The following is a 15178-nucleotide window of genomic DNA, read 5'->3' as shown; positions in this document are numbered from 1 at the left end:
ACAGCCTGGACTACAACCTGGACGCGTAGTTGCTCAGGTAGTCCGCGTGGACGACTGGGCGGCGCTGGTGTTCGGGCAACTCGTCGGAGTGGCGACCCAGCATCCCGGCGAGTTCGGCGGCGTCGTACGCCACCTCGCCACGGCCAATGGCTTCAGAGTCGGGCCCGAGGATCTCCACGATGTCGCCAGCGTGGAACTCGCCTTCGATCCCGGTGATCCCCACCGCCAACAGGCTTGTGCCACCACGGGTCACGGCTTCGACCGCACCTTCATCCAGGCGCAGCACACCTTCCGCGTCTGCGGCGTAGAGCGCCCAGAACTTCCATGCGGAAAGTTTCCGGCCTGGTCGTGTGTGGAACACGGTGCCCACCTGGCCGTGGTCGAGTGCGGCGTTGATGTTCTCTGTCGCTGTCAGCAGCACCGGCACGCCGCCACGTGCAGCCAGGCGAGCCGCCGACACCTTCGCGGCCATGCCACCAGTGCCGAAGACGCCGCCGTCGCCGGCTTGGACGGCTTCGAGGTCCTTGCCGGTTCGGACTTCGTCGATACGCACTGCCCCAGGCTCAGCCGGGTTGCGGTCGTAGAGCGCATCCACATCAGAGAGCAGCACCAGCGCATCAGCAGCGATCAGCGTAGCGACGATCGCCGACAACCGGTCGTTATCACCAAAGCGCATCTCAGAGGTGGCAACCGTGTCGTTTTCGTTGACGATCGGCACCGCACCCATCTGACGCAGCCGCTCGAGTGTGCGCTGCGCGTTGCGGGCGCGCTCACGCGAACCGGCATCGGACTGGGTCAGCAACACCTGGCCAGTCGTCCGGCCATAGCGCGCAAACGAGGCGCCCCACACCTGAGCCAGGTGAATCTGGCCGACCGAGGCTGCGGCCTGCTTCGTCGCCAAATCACGCGGGCGCGTCTTCAACCCGAGCGGGACCATGCCGGCGGCGATCGCACCGGAGGACACGACAACCACGTCGGTACCGCGGGCGATGCGTCCTTCGATGGCGTCGACGATGCGGTCGATTTTTGCTGGGGATACCTGCCCGGTGTCGTCGACAAGCGAACTGGTGCCCAGCTTCACCACAATGCGACGTGCGGACGCGATCTGGCTGCGAAGATCCGACATCCCTATCCCTGCCAGCGCTCGCGATCGGCCTCTTCGCCGGTGCCGTAGTCGTACTCGTCGATCAGGCCACGACGAGCCTGCGATGCACGCTTGCGCTCTGCCGAGGACACACGGTCGGTGCCACCAAGACGCGCGTCCTGGCCACGGCCGGCAAGGGTCGGGTCGCCACCGATCGATGGCTCCCAGTCGAAGGAGATCTCACCAATCGTGACCGTATCGCCCTCTTCCGCGCCGAGCTTGCGCAGCATTTCCTCCACGCCAGCTTTGTTCAGACGGTCAGAGAGGTAGCCGATGGCCTCGTCGTTTTCAAAGTCGGTCTGGCGGATCCAACGCTCCGCCTTCTCACCGGTAACCAGCCAACCCTCCGGGTACATCGGGTCGCGGGTGACCTCGATGCCGCCACGGTTGGAACGACCCACCGCGCGCGGACGGATCACCTCAGCCTCAGCAGTGCGCTCCGGCTTCGGGCGAGCCTTGCGGGCCTTCTTGACGATCTCCCACATCGCCCACTTCAGCTCATCAAGACCTTCGCGGGTGGCGGTGGAAATCATGTAGATCGGCCAGCCGAACTTCTCCTCGACGTCGTCCTTGAGGAACTCCGCGAGCTCCTTAGCCTCCGGCACGTCCATCTTGTTCAGCACCACAATGCGGGGACGCTCGCGCAGATCGCCCAGGCCGGTGTCCATATCCAACGCCTCGGCGTAGGTATCCAATTCGTGCTCCAGCGCCTCGATGTCAGAGATCGGGTCGCGCCCCGGCTCCATCGTGGCCACATCCACGATGTGGGCCAACACGGCGGTGCGCTCGATGTGACGCAGGAAGTCCAGACCAAGCCCCTTGCCCTGGCTTGCCCCCGGAATCAGCCCGGGCACATCGGCGATGGTGAACGTATCATGGCCAACGTTGACCACACCCAGGTTCGGCGCGAGCGTGGTAAAGGGGTAGTCCGCAATTTTCGGCTTTGCCGCGGAGAGCACTGCAATTAACGACGACTTACCCGCCGACGGGAAACCCACCAGGCCCACATCAGCCATGGACTTCAGTTCCAGGATCAGGTCCAGCGCTTGGCCCGGTTCACCCTTGAGCGCGAAGCCCGGTGCCTTGCGCTTGGCGGTAGCCAGCGCAGCATTGCCCAGCCCACCGAAACCGCCTTCTGCAGCGATGAAGCGGGTGCCAGGCACGGTGAGGTCTGCGAGCACCTCGCCCTCTTCGCTGCGCACAACGGTGCCGACCGGCACCTCGAGCACGAGATCCTCGCCGCGTGCACCGTTGCGCCAATCACCCGCGCCGTTGCCACCACGCTTCGCCTTCACATGCGGGCGGTATTGGAAATCCAGCAGGGTGTGGACCTGTGTGGAAACCTCAAGGATGATGTCGCCACCGTGGCCGCCGTTGCCACCGTCCGGACCGCCGAGGGGTTTGAACTTTTCGCGGTGGACGGACACACAGCCGTGGCCACCATCGCCGGCTTGGAGGTGCAGGGTGGCACGGTCAACGAATTGAGCCATGGTTGTTTTCCGCCTTTCTGTAACACGGACGATGATATGCAAAAAGCGCCGCAAGCCCGAATGCACGGGACCTGCGGCGCCGAAGCGTTACACGCGCTTACGCGGTTGCGGTGTTTTCCTCAACAACGCCTGCTGCCTCAGCCTGCTCGAGGACCTCGGAAGCAACACCCTGGCCGTCAGCCGGGATGATGTTGACGATGCGACGCTTGCGCTTGATGCCGAACTGCACGGAGCCGGAGGCCAGTGCGAACAGCGTGTCGTCGCCACCACGGCCGACGTTGTCGCCCGGGTGGAACTTGGTGCCGCGCTGGCGGACGATGATCTCGCCGGCCTTGACCTGCTGGCCACCGAAGCGCTTCACACCGAGGCGCTTGGACTCAGAGTCACGACCGTTCGAGGAGCTGGATGCACCCTTCTTGGTTGCCATAGTTCAATCTCTCCTAGTTGGTTACTTGATGCCAGTGATCTTGACGGTGGTCAGCGGCTGGCGGTGACCCTGACGGACCTTGTAGCCGGTCTTGTTCTTGTACTTCAGAATCTTGACCTTCTTGCCCTTGCCCTGCTCAACGATCTCCGCAGAGACCTTTGCCTTGGACAGAGCGTCGGCACCGGAGGTGACGTTTGCGCCATCAACGAGAAGGACCGGGGTGAGTTCGACCTTGTCGCCTGCTTCACCCTCAAGCTTCTCGACCTTGACGAGGTCGCCTTCGGCAACCTTGTACTGCTTGCCGCCGGTCTTGACGATCGCGTACATAGAGGGTTACCCCTTATCTCTACTCGCCCAACCTCGGCATGCAACGAGGTCGGAATGGAACAACTTAAGCGTTTTAGGGCCTAACGTGGCCAGCCGTGCCCGCATGCAAAGGCAACGAGGCGGCACGCCCCAAAACAGCGACTGCCAAAGACTACACCGCCCCTACGCGTTACTCCAAACCGCGCCCGCCACCACGTCGGGTAGCACGGCGGCGGCCACGTCGTGCAGCAGGCGCTTGTCGACGAGTCTCCTTCTTCACCGGCTTGTCCTCCGGATCCGCTGCGACGTGCTGACGCACCGGCGCAGAGGTTGCCGACTTGCGGACAACACGACGGCGACCACGACGGTTCGTCTTCGTCGTCACCTGCACGGTTGCCCCTGCTTCTGCGCTCCTCGATTTACGAGACGCACTGCGCTTCGGGGTCTTTTCTTCCTGCTGTACCTGCTGCTCCTGCTGCGCTTGCGACTCCTGCTCGAAGTCTTCCCGGCGCGGCCTGTGATCGGATCGGGAGTTGCCGCGCGTGCGACGCTTGCGGCGCGGCGAGGCCTCGAACTCCTCAACCGCTTCCTCGTACGTCTGGGTCGGCTTCTCTGGCTGTGCCGGCTTCTCGGACCGCTCGCCGCGCTCCGGGGTGGTGGCGCTGTCACGCTGCCCATCACGCTGCTCAGTGCGCTGCCCATCACGCCGCGGGGCGTCGGAGCGGCCGCGGCCACGGCTGCCGCCACGGCGCCCGCGACGGCGGGTCTGGCGCGGCTTCTCTTCGCCAGCCGACCCTTCAGTCGGCTCCTCAGCGGAGCCGTTTGCAGATTTGCCAGAGGAGAAGATGGAGTCGAGCAGTTCGTCCATGTGGTCGTCGTCAAGCGGCTGCTTCTGCTGCGGCTTGCGCTGAGACTGCTTCGACTCGCGCGACTTGCGAGCAGGGCGGTCGGGCTTCCTCTCCTCGGCCTCGACGGGGTCCTCGGTGAGCACAACACCGCGGCCATCACAGCACTCGCACGGCTTGGAGAACGTCTCCAACAGGCCGGTGCCCAGGCGTTTGCGAGTCAACTGCACCAGGCCCAGCGACGTCACCTCAGAGACCTGGTGGCGGGTGCGGTCGCGGCCCAGCGCCTCGTTGAGACGGCGCAGCACAAGGTCCTGGTTTTCCGGCAGGATCATGTCGATGAAGTCGATGATGATCATGCCGCCAATGTCACGCAGACGAATCTGACGCACGATCTCCTCAGCCGCCTCGAGGTTGTTCGAGGTGACCGTCTCCTCCAGCGAGCCACCAGAGCCGGTGAACTTGCCGGTGTTGACGTCGATCACCGTCATCGCCTCAGTGCGGTCAATGACCAACGTGCCGCCCGACGGCAGCCACACGGTGCGCGACAGTGCCTTGGAGATCTGTTCGTCGACGCGGTACTCCTCGAACGCGTCCTTGCCCTCGTGGGCGCCCCGGTCGAACTTCTCCAACCGATCCAGCAGATCCGGCGCAACCGACTGCACGTACGCGTGCACGGTGTTCCAGGGCTTCCGGCCATCCACGATCAGAGAGGTGAAGTCCTCATTGAACAGGTCGCGCACAACCTTGACCAGCAGGTTCGGCTCTTCGTAGAGGGTCACCGGCTTGGCACCCTTGGAGTTTTTCTCCTCCTCGGCGCGCTTTTGAATCGAGGTCCACTGGTTGTGCAGACGGTTCACGTCCGCAGCAATCGCTTCCTCGCTGACGCCCTCTGCGGCGGTGCGGATGATGGCACCGCCCTTGCCCGGCACCACGTCCGCAAGGATCTGCTTGAGGCGCTTGCGCTCCGGGGTAGGCAACTTGCGGGAGATACCTGCGCTGCGCCCACCCGGGACGTAGACGAGGTAGCGGCCCGCGAGCGAAATCTGGGTACTCAACCGTGCACCCTTGTGCCCGATCGGATCCTTAGTCACCTGCACGAGTACTTGGTCGCCGGACTTCAGCGCATGCTCGATGCGGCGCGAACGCCCACCGAGGCCGGCAGACTTCCAATCCACCTCGCTGGCGTAGAGCACACCGTTGCGGCCCTGCCCGATGTCGATGAAGGCAGCTTCCATACTCGGCAGCACGTTTTGCACACGCCCCAGGTAGATGTTGCCAATCATCGAGGCCTGCGCATCGGAGGTAACAAAGTGCTCGACGAGCATGCCGTCTTCAAGCACACCAACCTGCGTGATCCGCCCCTGCCCGTCGTGGCGCTCCCGTTCACGCACGACCATGTGGCGCTCGACCGATTCGCGGCGCGCCAAGAACTCAGCCTGGCTCACAATGCGGGAGCGCTTGCGGTGTTCCTCGCGGCGCTCCGAGCGACGACGGCGCTGCGCCTCCAGACGAGACGACCCCTTGATCGCCACAGGCTCGTCGATCTCGCTGTGCGTATCGACGACACCCTCACCCGAATCCTCTACCTGGCCATCTTCGAGTGGCTCGTCTACCTGCTGCTTCTGTGAGGCGGTGTCCTCGGCCGGCTTCGCCTTGCGGGTGGCGCGGCGGCGTTCCGAACGCGTCGGTGCCTTAAACAGCGGCGCGTGGGTCGCGGGGATGCGATCCTCTTCCGGATCCTCCTGCGGCGCCGGGGTGATCTCGGGCTCGATGTCGGTGAGCGGTTCCTCAGCCGGTTCCTCCGCTGGTTCTTCGGCAGGCTCCTCGGCCGGTTCTTCAGCCGTCTGCAGTTCCGCCTCGACCTTTTCTTCGATCTGGTGGATCTCGTTTTCCACGTCCTTGCGCACGCGGTTACGGATCTTCTCATCCGCCTCTTTATCGCGCTCAGGGTCGGATGTGGTGCTGGCACCTGCCGCCAAGGCGTCGAGAAGCATGTCTGCTTCCGCCTTGGTCAGCGTGGACTGCGCAACCTTCACCAGACCTAAGTCTGCGAGTGCGACAACCAAGTCCTTCGATGGGACATCAAGCATTTTCGCCAGGTTGAACACCCTGGTCTTTTCCGACAGCGCCGAGCGGTCAAAATCGGCGAAACGGTTTGATTTATTTTTAGCCAAAGCGGCACGCTCCAGTGTTCCTGCCGTGGCCAACCGTCATGTCCAGGCGCCGGCAAGACTACCGAGCAGCCGCGCGGAACACCGTGTGCCACGGGTATGCAAAAGTTTCTCAGCTCCGAGTCATCCTTGCTCGTCGCCTGAGACTCATTCTTGCACAACTTTCGTGCCACAGATACGCGACGCTACTGCTCGGCGACACGCAGGAGATCAATCACCGCAGAAACCGGGGCGTCGCGGTGGTTTTCGGTCACCGCAGCACCGACGGCTACCTGGACAACACGGGTGGAGTTCAGACCGTCCACACCATGCTGTTCCATCATTTTGGTCACCATGCCCTTGAGCTCCTCAAGACCAGCGGAGGAAAACGCCTGCACTTCGCCCGGCTCGCGTTCGGAATCGACGAAAGCATAGACCGTCTGGCGTACGCGCTCTGCTTGTGCGCACGAGATGACATTGACAACCGCTTCAGCGAACTGCACAGGGTCCTTCAGGTCGACGCTGCCACCCATGATCTCGTGGAACACCTTACGGCGGGACTCAAAAAGCTGATCCAGGCATGTGACCACGAGCTTTTCGCGCGTGGAATAGTAGTAACCGATCGACCCGACCGGCACTTTTGCTTCGGCGGCCACCTGCCGGTGGGTCACGCCGCGGAGCCCCTCGTTGAGCAGCAATTCAGTTGCTGCGTGAAGAATTGCTGCGCGCTTTTCAATCGCGCGCGCCTGCTCGGACCGTGATGACGTTGCCATCTACCCTCCATCGCATCGTGTAGACATGCGATTTCTTTAAATCCAATAAAAGCCGTAGAAAATCATAGAGTTTCGCTTCGTAGAAACGAAAACGGCACCTGCGCCCCTCACGCGGAGCACGGTGCCGGGAAGCGGACTTACCGCTTAGAGGTTCGGGAACCAGATAGCGATCTCGCGCTCAGCGGACTCCGGAGAGTCAGAGCCGTGCACGACGTTCTCACCAACGGTCAGGGCGAAGTCGCCACGAATGGTGCCAGGGGTTGCCTTGGACACCGGGTCGGTGCCACCAGCGAGCTGACGCCACGCCTCGATGGCGCGCTCGCCCTCGACGATGCCAGCCACCAGCGGAGCGGAGGTGATGAAGTCGACCAGATCGCCGAAGAACGGCTTGTCCTTGTGCTCTGCGTAGTGCTTCTCAGCGGTCTCGCGGTCAGCGGTGCGCAGGTCGAGCTCGACGAGCTTCAGGCCCTTGCGCTCGATGCGGGAAATGATTTCGCCGACGTGGCCGTTTGCCACGCCGTCCGGCTTGATCAGGATCAGAGTACGTTCAGTCATGGCTCGCAATCTTACCCAACCCGACACGTGTTGCACGTCTTGGCTATGCCGTAGTCTTGCCCCCATGTGTCACCGCAGCCCACTTCCGGATATTGATCTACCGGGGACAACCCTGTTCGCGTCTGTCTTTGCGGCGGATGAAGAGGCGCTGCCGGATACCCCCGCAATTACGGAGATCGACACCGGCCGCACAGTCACGTACCCGCAGTTGCGTGCGTTGGCGCTCGGCACTGCGGCCTCGCTCGCCGCGCGCGGCGTGGGCCCGGGCAGCGTCGTCGAGCTGCTCATGCCGAACTCCATCAACTTCGCCGCAGGCCTCCTCGGCGCATCCGCGACTGGCGCACGTGTGTGCGTCATTGGGCATTCGCTTATCGACGACGAAGCGAACCACCTCGCAACCCTCGCCCACACCACCGACCGCGTCACCGCCGAGGACATCCGCCCCGGCGAGTTCGAACCCGTCGGAAGCGCTGACGACGTTGCGGTGATTCCGTTTTCCTCCGGCACCACAGGCCTGCCGAAAGGCGTGGAGTTAACCCACGTCGCGATCACCGCCAACGCCGCCCAGTTCAACGCAGCACTGGCTGCAAGCGGCATCGGCCGGGGCGGTGGCGTGATCGCCCCCTTGCCCTTTTCACACATCTATGGGCTAAACACACTGCTGTTGTCGTCGCTGACCGCACGCCGACACGTCACCACCGCGGCCCGCTTCAACCTTGCTGAGTTCACCGCTGCCCACCGCGGCCGCGCAATCGATGTGTCCTACATCGCTCCCCCGCTTGCACTCGCGTTGTCCAACCACCCCACCCCTGAAGATTTCGCCACCACCCGTTTTTTGGTGTGCGGCGCGGCATCGCTGGATACGAACCTGGCGCGCAAAGTCGAGCGCCACATCGGCGTTGAAATCCTCCAAGGCTACGGCACGACCGAATCCGCACCCGTGACCCACGTCGGCATCTCCGGCAAGTCAGACCCAGGCACGATCGGGTTCGCCATCCCCAACACCGAGTTCCGCCTCAGCGAGGACAACGAACTCCTCGTGCGCGGGCCTCAACTCATGCGCGGCTATCTGAACAACGACGCCGCCACCAAACAGGCAATCCAGGACGGCTGGCTGCACACCGGCGACATCGCCCGGATCAACGAGGATGAAACGGTCACCATCATCGACCGCGCCAAGGACGTGTTCAAGTACCACGGCTTCCAAATGGCCCCCGCAGAACTCGAAGCGCTCCTGCTTACCCACCCCGATATCGACGACGTCGCCGTGACAGGCCACCGCCGAACGGTGGACGGGGTGATTGAGGAGGTGCCACGTGCGTTCGTCGTCACGCAAACGGCGCTGAGTGAAGACGACATCATGGCATGGGTTGCGCAGCGCGTCACCCCCTACAAAAAAGTGCGCATGGTCACCTTCGTCGACGCCATCCCCCGAAGCGCAGCAGGCAAAATCCTACGGCGCGAACTTACGTCCCCAGGTGCTGAGTAACCAGGTAACCGTGGCGCATACGCTGAATCATCTCCGAGCGCATTTGGATGATGAAGTACCACACGATGCCGAAGATCACGCCCACAGCGGTCACCGACCAGTGGATGAAAAAGCCAAAAATTAGTGGAACCTGCAACGCCAGGTCGATCCACAGGGCGCCGGGCTTGCGCTGAAACGCAGCCATCACCACGTGCGCCAGACCAACAACGGTGATGTAGACCCAGTTAAACGTGGTCCAGTGCTCGCCCTCATCTACCTTGAGGATCACCGTGAGAATGAGCAGGATCGTGATCGCTTCCATGATCAACGTGCCGGACAGAACACCGGTAAGCCCAGCCATCGGATCCTTCACCGGAGCGTGACCGGGCCCAAGTGGGCCCATTTCCTGCTGCGTCTGCTTTCTCGCCATGGTGGTAATCGTAGCCAGACCTGGCTGGCATCCATAACCTGCGCCCGGCGCGGCGCCGCCGCAAGGTAGACAATGAACGGCAGCGCGAGAACGAACAACCCCACGGTGCCAATCGTCGCTCGAGGACCTTCCGGGATGACCTGCAGCACGGTAAACAGCCACGCGAGCGCCGACAAAATGTACACGTTCAGGGTTTTGCGCAGCAGGTGGTTGACGTCGCGGTCTACCTTCACCGACTCGTTAATGCTCGGTACACCAAGTTGTCCGCGCAGTTTCGACGGAATACCAATGACCGCATCGAGTGGCTCGATGACGCTGATGTGAGAGTTCTGGCGGAAACGGGCGTCGTCGACAATCGCCATCGCACGCGCCGCAATCGTCCGGTCGCCGTAGCGCAGCCGCACAATATCCGAATCCTCGATGCCCAACGACTGCATCGAATCCGCAGTGAGGCGCACCACCGCGCGGGACTCGTCGATGTCGTTCGGTCGAGCGACCCGCATCACGTAGGTTCGCGAACCGAGGAGCTTCCTTGCGGTCCAGTACCACGACCTGCGCAGCGGGTTCTTGCGCGCGGTGGAGCGTTCGTTGTCCCCGAACACCGACGTGCCCTCCCCTTCGATCATCGGCACGACCATGATGTCGAAGAATTTCGCTGCGCGAAGGGCCCTATTGATTTGGATGCGGTCTGGGTACGCGATGTCGTCGATACGCTCGCGCGGCCAAACACCCCTGTCCTTGTAGTGGGCGTCAATGAGCGTGTGGTGCTCTGGCGGGATCGCGTCACGATGCGCCTTTGTGATGTCCATCGGCGGGTGCAGGCGCAACAGGATGCGCTGGTAACGAGAAATCTTGATGGTGCCCTCGGAGTATTCGCCTTCTGGGAACGTCTCAATCTCGTCGCGGGTGACAACGAACGAGCACCTGGTAAACGGGCATACCACCCGGTAGTGCTCCGCCTCCGGCAGCCGGGCGCGGACTGACTCGCTGATCACGATCGAACTATCGCCCGCCTTGTCCGCGCGCTGTTTCACGTTGGTGGAAAACACCTCCGCGTGCACAGGCTGAACCGACGCGACACCGTCAGGCACGGCACGGAGGATGCGTGCGGTTGCAGATGCCTCCTCGCCCGCACCACCCTTGATCAACTGCACCGCGGTGGTGCCGTCCAACAGCGCCGGGTGGAAATCGCTGAGCCCCTCCCAGCCCGGCCAGTCGCGGCCGATGACCAGTGAGTTCACCGGGTAGGTTGCCACACTGGCTTTCTTCCCGCTGAGCCGCACCTCACGGGCCGGCAGGTACATCTCGGTCAAAGCTGCTCCAGATATTCAACGACTGCTGCTGCGACATCGATTCCGGTGGTTTCCGTCAGCGAGGCAAACTGCGCGTTCGAGTTCACCTCGCCTACCAGGGGGTCTTGCGCATCAAGGAAGTCCACCGACCCAATATCCAGCCCGAGCGCTGCCATCGCGGCGCGCGCAACGTCGACGTATTCGGCCGGGGGATCCCAGGCTTCCGCACGCCCACCACCTGTGATGTTGGCGCGGAAATCTCCACCTTGGCCAAAGCGCCGCATCGCTGCGACGGGTGTGTCGCCCACCATGTAGATCCGCGCGTCGCGGCCGTGCGAGCCAGCGACGTACTCCTCCACAATCACCGGTGAGGGGTACGCCTCACGCAGCACGTCGATGAGCTCGTCGCGGCTTTTTACAAGAAACACCCCGCTGCCCCACGACCCGACGGCATGTTTCGCCACCGCCGGAAACCCCAGGGAGTGTTCGACCGCGGCAACAAACTCGCTGTTGGCCCATTCCTCCGCCGCGAGGTTGCGGTACACCAGCGGCGCGGTGATCGTTTTCGGGTGCGCGATCCCCGCCCGAGTCAGCGCCGCATGCGTGTACGCCTTGTTGTCACACAGCGCAATGCTTTGCGACGAATTCACGCACCTGACCCCGAACGCCTCCAACTGCGCAACCGCGGCGACATCCTTATCCATGATGAAGGCCACCTCGGGAAGGTTGTCCAAATGAGTAACTGCGTAGTCGGTGGTCACACGCTCAATCTGGCCGTGTGATGCCCCGATGATCTGGTCGAACTGCCACTCAAACTTGTCCCAGTGCAGCCATCGGTTAGTCACCAGCCAGGTCGGTTTCACGCCAATTCCTCCGCAAAGCGCTGCACGATGCGCGTCAACGCAGCCAGCATGTGTTCGCGCGGCCCTTCGTCGAGCGCAGCACTGTTCATCTCCACCTGCACGTACGGAATGTTGGTACGCAGCGCGACGTCGGAGGACACGCGGTGAAGTCCCATTGCGGGAAAGATTTCGTCGACAAGCACGGGCACCCCGCACGCGTTGAACTCGGCGACCACAATGTCGCGCACCCGCCAATCGTCGTGGATGTTGCGCCCGCGACCGGTTCCCAGGATCACCTGATCGGGCCGGTCCGGGTTCATCTGGTGCAAGTCGATGCCCGCAACGATCCCGCGCTGCTCGACCTCGCGCACCGCGACGTCCCGGAACGGACTGTGCTCGTCCGAGTTCGGATCCGCCTTATCCGCGTCGGTCTTGATCAACGCTGTAGCACCTGCGTGCTCGTGGAGTTGCTCCGCGAGCCAACGGGTCGCGGGCTCCGCAAGCTTGATCTTGCCGTCGCGCTGCTGCTCCACGGCGTGTGGCGCCGTAACAATCACCGGCGCCGTGCCAGGCAACAGCAGGTGCGCGGTCACTGCACACCCCGCGACGAACGCAGGTAGGTGCGCGCCTGACCTGCGGTGGCAACGGAGCCGGTGATGAGCACACCGACGCCTTCGGGGCTTTCCTCCTCGGCCAACTCGATGGCGAGTTCGATCGCCGAGGGCAGGTTGTCGTCGACACGCACACGCTCATCGCCGAAGACCTCGTAGGCGATCTCCGCCAACTCGTAAGCGTCCATCGCGCGCGGGTCGGTGTTCTGGGTGATCACCACATCCGCGAGCACCGGCTCGAGCGCTGCCAGCATCGCGCGAGCATCCTTGTCCGCGAAGATGGACACCACGCCGATAACGGACTGGTAGTTGAAGTCGCGCTGCATCGCTTCGGCGAGCGTGGCCGCACCGTGGGGGTTGTGGGCGGCGTCGATGAGCACCACCGGATCACCCAGCACACGCTCCACGCGCGCAGGCACCTTCACCTCCGCGAAGCCCTGGCGCACCGAATCCATATCCAACGGGTGCTCGCGGGACACGCCGAAGAAACTCTCCACCGCAGCCAGCGCCACCGAAGCGTTCTCTGCCTGGTGTGCGCCGGAAAGCGGCAAGAAGATGTCGTCGTAGACTCCGCCAAGGCCCTGCAGCGATAGTTGCTGGCCGCCGACGGCGACTGAGGAGTCGTCGATAGTAAAGTCGCGCCCCTGTCGCGCCACCGCAGCGCCGGTTTCCACCGCGCGCTCCAGGATGACCTGCATCGCCTCCGGCTCCTGCTCAGCAACGATGGCGATGTTTTCCGCCGGTCCGTAGCCGTCGCGCTCACGCGCCTTGATGATGCCGGCCTTGTGCGCGGCGATCTCCTCAATCGTCTCGCCGAGGAAACGCTGGTGGTCGATACCGATCGGGGTGATGACGGACACGTCCGCCTCCACCACGTTCGTCGCATCCCAGGTGCCGCCCATGCCGACCTCGACGATCGCAACATCCACGGGTGCGTCCGCGAACGCCGCGTACGCAATGCCGACGAGCAGCTCGAAACGGCTCATCTCCGCCTCGCCGCACTCGCGGAAGTGCGCGTCCACCATGTCCACGTACGGCTCAATGTCGCGCCAGACATCCACGAAACGGGTCTGGGAAATTTCCTCCCCGTCGATGAGGATGCACTCGGTGACACGCTCCAACTCCGGCGAGGTGAACAACCCCGTGCGACGGTTCAGCGCGCGCAGGATCGACTCCGCCATACGCGCCGTCGACGTCTTGCCGTTCGTGCCCGCCACGTGAATGACGTTGAAGGACTGCTGAGGAGTGCCCAGCAGATCCATCAGCATCGCAATGCGATCCAGCGACGGGTTCGGATCGTTCGCCGCCGCACGCGCATCCAACTTGGCAACCACCTTGTCAAAGTCCGGGTGGTCGCCCTCCGGCGCCAAGGTGGGTGCGGGCTCGTCGCTGTCCGTCTCGGCGGCATCCGCGCCACTTTCGGCCGGCATGTCGGCCAGGTTGAGCGTGATGCCGTGATCGGTCATCTCCAGGTGGCCGAAGTCGGTGTCACGGCCGGATTCGAGGTCGGCGATGTCGATGCCCTCGAGGGCGTCGTCGCCAAGCTGTGCTCGAAGTGCCTCGTACGCTGCCCGCGCTTCCGGGTCGAACGACTTATCCGCCATTACTTCAGCGCCTCAAGACGAGCCGTGACGCGCTCAAACTCTTCCTGTGCGACCTTCTGACGCGCCTTGATCTTCTCGACGACCTGCGCCGGCGCATTAGCCAAGAACTGCTCATTGGCGAGCTGCCCGCCAGTGGTGTCGAGCTCCTTCTGCGCCGCCGCAAGCTCCTTTTCCAGGCGCTTGCGCTCCGCAGCGACATCGACGGTGTCGGAAGTATCCAACGCGACGTCCAGGTTGACCTTGCTCAGGCGCATCTCAATGCTTGCCGAGGCCTCAAAGTCATCCTCCGGCGCCGTCACCTTCGCAATCTGGCGCACCATTGCCTCCTGGCCCACCAGATCAGCCGAAGCGAAGTCCAGGCGAGCCGGCACCTTCTGCGACGGCTTCACACCCTGATCAGAGCGGAAACGACGCAGCTCGGTGATCAGCTTGATCGAATCTTCGATGCGACGGCGAGCGTCCTCGTCAGTCGCGGCACCACCGTTGGTGTCCTCTGCGGTCGGCCACGGCGCGAGCGTCACCGTCTCGCCGCCAGTCAGCGCCTTCCACAGCACCTCGGTGATAAACGGCATCGTCGGGTGCAGCAGGCGCAGCACAACATCGATCACACGGCCGAGGACCACCTTGGTGTTCTCACCCTGCTCGCTCTCGCCGTCCCGCGGGATCTGGGTCTTGGCGATCTCCAGGTACCAGTCACACAGCTCATCCCACGCGAAGTGGTAAAGCGCCTCGTTGGCCTTGGCAAACTGGTAATCGTCCAGGTAGGCGTCCACCTTGGCGCGGACTTCCTCGGCTCGATCCAGGATCCAACGGTCAGCGTCGGTCAGCACCTCGCGTGCAGGCAACGCGTCCACGCGCGCGCCGTTCATGAGCGCGAACTTGGTGGCGTTAAACAGCTTGGTGGCAAAGTTGCGGGCGGCGGTGGCGTGGTCGTCGCCAATCGGCAGGTCCACACCCGGGTTCGCACCACGAGCCAGGGCGAAGCGCAGCGCATCCGCACCGTACTGCTCCACCCAATCCATCGGGTCGATGCCGTTGCCCAAGGACTTCGACATCTTGCGGCCCTTCTCGTCGCGCACCAGGCCGTGTAGGTAGAGGTGCTCGAACGGGATCTGCGGGCGGCCATCCTTACCCTCCCCCAGGATCTCCGGGGTGGTCGAGCCTGCAAAGGTGCCGAACATCATCATGCGGGCAACCCAGAAGAACAAGATGTCGTAGGCGGTGACCAGCACGGTGGT

General features: G+C 63.4%; 14 protein-coding genes. 1 reads left to right on the top strand and 13 read right to left on the bottom strand.

Annotation, left to right across the window (positions count from 1 at the left end; translation table 11 throughout):
• Positions 1 to 10: 10 nt before the first annotated feature.
• From proB to ndk, 7 genes are all read right to left on the bottom strand, one after another.
• A complete protein-coding gene (gene proB, locus HMPREF2656_RS09705) occupies positions 11 to 1126 on the bottom strand; it encodes a glutamate 5-kinase (RefSeq protein WP_070816525.1) in 1116 nt (371 codons plus the stop codon).
• A 2-nt stretch (positions 1127 to 1128) separates the two neighbouring features.
• Positions 1129 to 2634 carry a GTPase ObgE gene (gene obgE, locus HMPREF2656_RS09700; RefSeq protein ID WP_070421310.1) on the bottom strand — a complete coding sequence of 502 codons (1506 nt, stop codon included), beginning with the start codon at positions 2632 to 2634 and terminating at the stop codon, positions 1129 to 1131.
• Between the two features lie 97 nt (positions 2635 to 2731).
• Positions 2732 to 3061, bottom strand: a complete 330-nt coding sequence (gene rpmA, locus HMPREF2656_RS09695) for a 50S ribosomal protein L27 (protein WP_070421309.1) — start codon at positions 3059 to 3061, stop codon at positions 2732 to 2734.
• Positions 3062 to 3082: 21 nt separating this feature from the next.
• Positions 3083 to 3388, bottom strand: coding sequence for a 50S ribosomal protein L21 (rplU, locus tag HMPREF2656_RS09690; RefSeq protein ID WP_070421308.1), 306 nt, complete (start codon positions 3386 to 3388; stop codon positions 3083 to 3085).
• A gap of 169 nt (positions 3389 to 3557) precedes the next feature.
• On the bottom strand, positions 3558 to 6389 hold the full coding sequence (locus HMPREF2656_RS09685; protein WP_083319502.1) for a translation initiation factor IF-2 N-terminal domain-containing protein: 2832 nt from the start codon (positions 6387 to 6389) through the stop codon (positions 3558 to 3560).
• A gap of 182 nt (positions 6390 to 6571) precedes the next feature.
• Positions 6572 to 7138, bottom strand: coding sequence for a TetR/AcrR family transcriptional regulator (locus tag HMPREF2656_RS09680; protein ID WP_070421307.1), 567 nt, complete (start codon positions 7136 to 7138; stop codon positions 6572 to 6574).
• A 144-nt stretch (positions 7139 to 7282) separates the two neighbouring features.
• Complete coding sequence (gene ndk, locus HMPREF2656_RS09675) at positions 7283 to 7693, bottom strand: nucleoside-diphosphate kinase (protein WP_070421306.1); 411 nt, start codon at positions 7691 to 7693, stop codon at positions 7283 to 7285.
• 64 nt (positions 7694 to 7757) lie between these two features.
• Between ndk and HMPREF2656_RS09670 the strand changes: the two genes are divergently transcribed.
• Positions 7758 to 9182, top strand: a complete 1425-nt coding sequence (locus HMPREF2656_RS09670) for an AMP-binding protein (protein ID WP_070816523.1) — start codon at positions 7758 to 7760, stop codon at positions 9180 to 9182.
• Here the strand turns inward: HMPREF2656_RS09670 and HMPREF2656_RS09665 are convergent.
• The 6 genes from HMPREF2656_RS09665 to HMPREF2656_RS09640 form a co-directional block, all read right to left on the bottom strand.
• Positions 9160 to 9522 (bottom strand): DUF4233 domain-containing protein, encoded by a 363-nt coding sequence (locus tag HMPREF2656_RS09665; RefSeq protein ID WP_246825155.1) that lies wholly within the window; start codon positions 9520 to 9522, stop codon positions 9160 to 9162. The genes HMPREF2656_RS09670 and HMPREF2656_RS09665 overlap by 23 nt on opposite strands.
• 8 nt (positions 9523 to 9530) lie before the next feature.
• Positions 9531 to 10904 carry a hypothetical protein gene (locus HMPREF2656_RS09660; protein ID WP_070816521.1) on the bottom strand — a complete coding sequence of 458 codons (1374 nt, stop codon included), beginning with the start codon at positions 10902 to 10904 and terminating at the stop codon, positions 9531 to 9533.
• Entirely contained in the window at positions 10901 to 11746 is an 846-nt protein-coding gene (locus HMPREF2656_RS09655) for an ATP-grasp domain-containing protein (RefSeq protein WP_070816519.1), read from the bottom strand. The genes HMPREF2656_RS09660 and HMPREF2656_RS09655 overlap by 4 nt, the downstream gene beginning before the upstream one ends.
• Positions 11743 to 12318 carry a hypothetical protein gene (locus tag HMPREF2656_RS09650; RefSeq protein ID WP_070816517.1) on the bottom strand — a complete coding sequence of 192 codons (576 nt, stop codon included), beginning with the start codon at positions 12316 to 12318 and terminating at the stop codon, positions 11743 to 11745. Before HMPREF2656_RS09650 ends, HMPREF2656_RS09655 begins: the two co-directional genes overlap by 4 nt.
• On the bottom strand, positions 12315 to 13940 hold the full coding sequence (locus tag HMPREF2656_RS09645; RefSeq protein WP_070816515.1) for a bifunctional folylpolyglutamate synthase/dihydrofolate synthase: 1626 nt from the start codon (positions 13938 to 13940) through the stop codon (positions 12315 to 12317). Before HMPREF2656_RS09645 ends, HMPREF2656_RS09650 begins: the two co-directional genes overlap by 4 nt.
• Positions 13940 to 15178, bottom strand: a 1239-nt coding sequence (locus HMPREF2656_RS09640) for a class I tRNA ligase family protein (RefSeq protein ID WP_141761070.1), incomplete at its 5' end; no start/stop codon positions are given. The genes HMPREF2656_RS09645 and HMPREF2656_RS09640, both read right to left, overlap by 1 nt.

The sequence above is a fragment of the Corynebacterium sp. HMSC034B08 genome (assembly GCF_001835805.1).
Classification (GTDB): domain Bacteria; phylum Actinomycetota; class Actinomycetes; order Mycobacteriales; family Mycobacteriaceae; genus Corynebacterium; species Corynebacterium coyleae.
The sequence above is the reverse complement of the archived record's forward strand: the minus strand, read 5'-3'. Positions and strand labels throughout refer to the sequence as shown.